The following is a 4846-nucleotide window of genomic DNA, read 5'->3' as shown; positions in this document are numbered from 1 at the left end:
CCGCGCGCCAACGCGTGGTCCAATGCCTCGATGACCAGCACGCCGGCTCCTTCGCCCATGACGAAGCCGTCCCGCGATGTGTCGAAAGGGCGCGAGGCTTGAGCCGGCGCCCAATTGAAGCCGGTTGAAAGAGAGCGCGCCGCGACGAAACCGCCGAGACTGACGGTGTTGATGCACGCTTCCGTTCCGCCGCATACGGCGATGTCGGCTTCGTTGGCGCGGATCAGGCGGGCGGCGTCGCCGATCGCTTGGATGCCCGCCGCGCATGCCGTCACCGGTGCGCCGAGTGGACCTTTGAAACCATGACGGATCGAGATGTGGCCCGCCGCGAGGTTTACCAGGAAGGACGGCACCGTAAAGGGAGACAGGCGGCGGGCGCCACGCAGGTCCACCGTGCGCACCGCCTCGGTGATGGCGGGGAACCCGCCGACCCCTGAAGCGATGATCGTGGCCGTGCGCAGGCGATCGGTTTCCAGGGCAGGCTTCCATTGCGCCTGCGCCAGCGCCTCTTCCGCCGCGGCCAGCGCGAAGAGAATGAACCGGTCCACCTTGCGTTGATCCTTCGCCGACAGGACGGCATCGGCATCGAAACCAGCCTCCGGATCTTCGCCCAGGGAGGGAACCACGCCGCCAATCTTAGCCGGCAGATCTCCCACCACATCGTCAGGAAGCCTGCGAACGCCCGACCGGCCGGCAAGCAGGCGTGACCAGGACGCTTCGACATTGGCGGCAAGGGGCGTGACCGCTCCCATGCCCGTGACGACAATCCGTTGCATCTGCTCTCCTGTCCTTGGTGTGCCGGCGGCGCTGCTCGCGCCGTTCAAGCGGCGACTGCTTCGCGAACCTGATCGGCCGCCGCATCCAGAAAAGCCTGTGCAAGGTCGGGGTCGTTGACGACCCGCGAGAGCACGACCGCGCCGACCATCGTCGAGAGAACGGCCATTGCCTTGTTGCCGGTCTTTTCGCTGTCGCCCTCGCCAACCCAACCGCCGAGCATCTCAAGGTACGCCTTGATGCCGACTTCGAATGATGCCTTCACCTCGGCACCTTGCCTGGCCGCATCCGAGCCGAGCGCAACGACCGGGCAGCCGTCCATCTTTTCCCCGCGATGGTCCATGCTGAGGTAGAATGAGATCACCCCGTCGAGCGGGCTCCCAGGATGTGCGGCGGTCGCGGCCGACCATTTGTGGGTGGCGCTTTCCATCGCGCGCCTGGACGCCAGCGCCGCCAGATCGTCCTTCGACTCGAATTGCTTGTAAAAGGCGCCCTGGGTCAGCCCGGCACCCTTCATCAGATCCTTGAGGCCGATGCCGTCAAAGCCGCGCTCCCGAAAAAGCCGGCTTGCCACATTGATCACGGTCTCGCGGTTTTCCGCGGCCTGAGTGCGACTCACACGCATCGTCATCTCCTTTTTAGATTGCATTCGTAATCTATACCCTATATAGAGGGTGAACGCAATCTAAAAAAGGACAAATGAGATGATCCCCAAAACCCTGAGCGCCTCGCTGCTGGCAGCGCTGTTTCTTGCAACCCCGGCTCTTGCCGAGGAAGCCACCATCGGACGCCCGATCGAAGGCGGCAGCCTGCACCAGGGACACCTGGACATGGTGGCCTACTACGTTCCGCGCGGCGACCTGCTTGAGGTCACCGCCACTTTCGCACCGAAGGCCGGGGGTGATCCGCTGCGGGTTGTCATGGGCCTCGCCAACAGTGACGCTGTGTCGTTTTCCATACCGGGCTACCCGGGCTCGCTCTACGCGTTCTCAAGGTCCGGTAAGGAAGTGACGGTCTCGACCGAGACTGACACATCCCTGCGAGCCGACGCGACAATGCCCTGACCTGACGCGCAGGCCCGCGGCCGCGCGATGCTGGCCGGGGCTCTCGCGTCGGAACGGCGCGCCACCAATAAGTTCGGAGAGAGGTCACATGCTTTACAGCTATTTTGTCGAGAAATCGATCCGGCAGAGCTTCGACGACGTCAACAACCATCGCTGGGACGCGGCGGTGAAGGCCATCGCGCCGCATGTCCATCACCGGGTTGGTGGCGCCCACGCGCTTGGTGGGGAGCGCCACGACAAGCAAGCCCTGCGCCGCTGGTTCGAGCGCCTCGGCCGTGTTCTGCCCACTCTCCATCTCACGGTCAACCACGTCTGGGTGAAGGGTTGGCCGTGGCATACCACCGTGTTTGCCCAGTGGGATGGCACCGCAACCCTGCTCAACGGCGATACGTCCTACATCAACCGTGGTCTCCACGTGTTCACGCTGCGGTGGGGCACGGTTCATGCGCTCGAGGAGTTTTACGATTCACAGGCGGCGGCGCGCGGTCTCGCCGCTCAAGCCGCAGCCGGCCTCGAAGAGGCTGTCGCCGAACAGATAACAAGCTGAAGCGCGGTTCGAGGACGGCCGGGTTGCCCATGCGCCGACCGGCTCGGGTCCCGAGCCATCTCCGCTGCCGCGCTCCAACTTGTTGCAAGACGTTCAAATTTGAGCTTCCGCACTCATGCTTTGTCGAGAGTATCTCCCGTATTCACTTAAACGGTCTGCGCCGTAGTTTTTAGCCGTTCTGAATCGCCGTCGGCGACGATGACGACGAAATAGGAGAACGCAATGACTCGCAATCACGTTGAACGTCTTGGAGAGTTCCGGGAAATCCTGGTCGCAACCCGACGCGAAGGAGTCCGCAACGTGCACCATACCCGCGATGCAATGCGGGCAAGTGGCTTTCAGATAGGGGACAGCGATGGCTCCAGCTACGGAGCCGAGCTGAAGGCGCTCCAGGAAGAAATTGAGGCAGTCGATCGCGCCATCGAAGACGAGAAGCGGTTGGCCCAGGCCCTCGAGAGCGCAGCTCAATCCCGCCGGCCGAGCAAGCCGAGAATCGTGAAGGGAACATAGTTCCGCTCTCGGCCGAGACGTTCATTGCCTCGGTGCCAAGCGCCGGCTCACGGCACGAACGTTTCTGCAGGCGCCGCTTAATCAGCTACAATATTGGGACATAGCGGCCGCCAAACCGGCACTGTCCTGTTTCAATGCCCAAACTCCAGCGGCGGCGCCAACCGGTCGCGCCGCAGCCAGCGCGCCAGAAGCAGCGCGGCCACCACGGCCAGCCCCGTCGACAGGCCGATCCAGATGCCGACGCCATGCAGGCCGAAATGGAAGGCGAGCAGCACGCCGAGCGGCAGGCCGACGCCCCAATAGCCGATCGCGGCATAGATCATCGGCACCTTGGTGTCGTGCAGGCCGCGCAGCATGCCGGCGGCCACCGCCTGGGCGCCGTCGAAGACCTGGAACAGCGCCGCGAAGACGAGGAACGACACGGCAAGTTCGATCACCCTGGCATTGGCCGGATTGCCCAGATCGATGAAGGCGCTGATCAGCGGATGCGGCCACAGGATCATCACCAGCCCCATCAGCGCCATGAACGAGACACCGATGACGAAAGCGGTCCAGCCGGCGCGCGAAACGCCTTCCGGATTACCGGCGCCGTGCGCAAGGCCGACGCGCACCGTCACCGCCTGGTTGAGGCCGAGCGGCACCATGAAGGAGATCGAGGCGATCTGGATGGCGATCGCGTGCGCGGCCAGCGAATCCGCGTCGATCAGGCCCATCAGCAGGGCCGCCGCATTGAAGATCGTCACCTCGAAGGCGAGAATGCCGGCGATCGGCAGGCCGAGCCGCAGCAGACCCTTGAAGCGCGGCCAGTCGGACCGCCAGAAGCGCCCGAACAGACGGTAGCGGCGGAACTTCTTCTCCAGCAGCACCACGGCAGCCATGCCGATGAACATCAGCGCTGAGGACAGCGAGGTGGCAAGGCCCGACCCGGCAATGCCCATTGCCGGCACGCCGAGATTGCCGAACATGAACACCCAGTTGAAGAAGACGTTGCAGGCGACGGCGACGAAGACGATGACCAGCGCCCAGCCCGGCCGTTCCAGCGCCGAGATGAACGAGCGCAGCACGATATAGCCGTAGAACGGCAGCACCGCCCATTCGAGCCAGCGCAGATAGATGCCGGCCTGACGGGCGAGCGCCGGGTCCTGGCCCATCGCCAGCAGAATGCCTTCGCCGTGCCAAAGCACGAGCCAGATCGGAATCGAGATCAGGATCGCCAGCCACAGGCCCTGGCGCACGGTGCGGCGCAGGTCGCGCACCGAATAGCGGCGGCGGCCGAGCTCGGTGGCGATCATCGGCGAGGTCGCCAGCATCAGGCCGAGGCCGAAGATCAGCGGCATGAAATAAAGGTTGGCGCCAAGCGCGCCGCTGGCCAGCGTATCCGGCCCCAGACGACCCATCATCATGACGTCGGTGGCCGTCATCGCGGTCTGGCCGAGATTGGTCAGCACCATCGGCCAGGCAAGCGCCAGCGTCGCCCTGATTTCCTGACGCCAAAGACTTTCCGGCGCGCGAGCGCCGGCTTCGATCGCAGACATTGTTCCGCTCTTTCCAGCTACGGCACGTCGGCCAGAGCCGGAAGCCGCATGTCAAACGGCAAAACCTTCGGTTTCGCGGCGTTTGCGTCAGCTTCTGGACGAAACGCGACATGAAGGCAAGAGAGGAGGGACAGGAACGGATTGAGCCAGCGACCGGCCCCGATGCTCTAGCGGATCGCGTCCAGCATCCGCCGCTGGCGGTGCATCTCGAGGAAAACCTTGTAGTCGCGCTCGAAACGCCCTGATGATTTCGGGTTCGACGGGCGCGTCCGGCCGCCTTGCTGCATGGCAAGACAGGCGGCGTTGAGGTCGGGAAACAGCCCGGCTGCGGTGGCGGCGATCATGCCGGTGCCGAGCAGCACCGCCTCGTCGGCCAGCGGCTCGATCACCGTGCAGCCGGTGGCGTCGGCATAGAG

6 protein-coding genes and 1 pseudogene are annotated in these 4846 nt (G+C 64.4%); 3 read left to right on the top strand and 4 right to left on the bottom strand.

The genetic code is table 11. The features are described 5' to 3' along the window. Positions 1 to 776, bottom strand: a 776-nt coding sequence (locus EN964_RS24575) for a beta-ketoacyl synthase N-terminal-like domain-containing protein (RefSeq protein WP_281059569.1), incomplete at its 3' end; no start/stop codon positions are given. Positions 777 to 820: 44 nt separating this feature from the next. Next, the gene (locus EN964_RS24570; protein ID WP_127268435.1) at positions 821 to 1399 is read right to left on the bottom strand and encodes a TetR/AcrR family transcriptional regulator; all 579 of its coding nucleotides are present in this window, start codon (positions 1397 to 1399) and stop codon (positions 821 to 823) included. Between the two features lie 79 nt (positions 1400 to 1478). On the opposite strand from EN964_RS24570, the gene EN964_RS24565 reads away from it, so the two are divergent. The 3 genes from EN964_RS24565 to EN964_RS24555 all read left to right on the top strand — a co-directional run bounded on the left by EN964_RS24565 (position 1479) and on the right by EN964_RS24555 (position 2895). Then, positions 1479 to 1838 (top strand): hypothetical protein, encoded by a 360-nt coding sequence (locus tag EN964_RS24565; protein WP_127268436.1) that lies wholly within the window; start codon positions 1479 to 1481, stop codon positions 1836 to 1838. A gap of 88 nt (positions 1839 to 1926) precedes the next feature. After that, positions 1927 to 2385: a nuclear transport factor 2 family protein gene (locus EN964_RS24560; protein WP_127268437.1), complete on the top strand. Its 459-nt coding sequence runs from the start codon at positions 1927 to 1929 to the stop codon at positions 2383 to 2385. A 222-nt stretch (positions 2386 to 2607) separates the two neighbouring features. Beyond that, complete coding sequence (locus tag EN964_RS24555) at positions 2608 to 2895, top strand: hypothetical protein (RefSeq protein WP_127268438.1); 288 nt, start codon at positions 2608 to 2610, stop codon at positions 2893 to 2895. Positions 2896 to 3026: 131 nt separating this feature from the next. Here the strand turns inward: EN964_RS24555 and EN964_RS24550 are convergent, their stop codons facing one another. Together EN964_RS24550 and EN964_RS24545 are read right to left on the bottom strand one after the other, a co-directional pair. Continuing rightward, complete coding sequence (locus tag EN964_RS24550; RefSeq protein WP_127276825.1) at positions 3027 to 4430, bottom strand: MATE family efflux transporter; 1404 nt, start codon at positions 4428 to 4430, stop codon at positions 3027 to 3029. Between the two features lie 167 nt (positions 4431 to 4597). Beyond that, a pseudogene (locus EN964_RS24545) lies at positions 4598 to 4846 on the bottom strand (ribulokinase); the annotation flags it as partial.

The sequence above is a fragment of the Mesorhizobium sp. M7A.F.Ca.CA.001.10.2.1 genome (genome assembly GCF_003998575.1).
Classification (GTDB): Bacteria; Pseudomonadota; Alphaproteobacteria; order Rhizobiales; family Rhizobiaceae; genus Mesorhizobium.
The sequence above is the reverse complement of the archived record's forward strand: the minus strand, read 5'-3'. Positions and strand labels throughout refer to the sequence as shown.

Bases quoted from the DNA above. Each gene is read 5' to 3' on its own strand.
- EN964_RS24570 (WP_127268435.1), bottom strand. From the start codon at position 1,399: ATGCGTGTGAGTCGCACTCAGGCCGCGGAAAACCGCGAGACCGTGATC.
- EN964_RS24565 (WP_127268436.1), top strand. From the start codon at position 1,479: ATGATCCCCAAAACCCTGAGCGCCTCGCTGCTGGCAGCGCTGTTTCTT.
- EN964_RS24560 (WP_127268437.1), top strand. From the start codon at position 1,927: ATGCTTTACAGCTATTTTGTCGAGAAATCGATCCGGCAGAGCTTCGAC.
- EN964_RS24555 (WP_127268438.1), top strand. From the start codon at position 2,608: ATGACTCGCAATCACGTTGAACGTCTTGGAGAGTTCCGGGAAATCCTG.
- EN964_RS24550 (WP_127276825.1), bottom strand. From the start codon at position 4,430: ATGTCTGCGATCGAAGCCGGCGCTCGCGCGCCGGAAAGTCTTTGGCGT.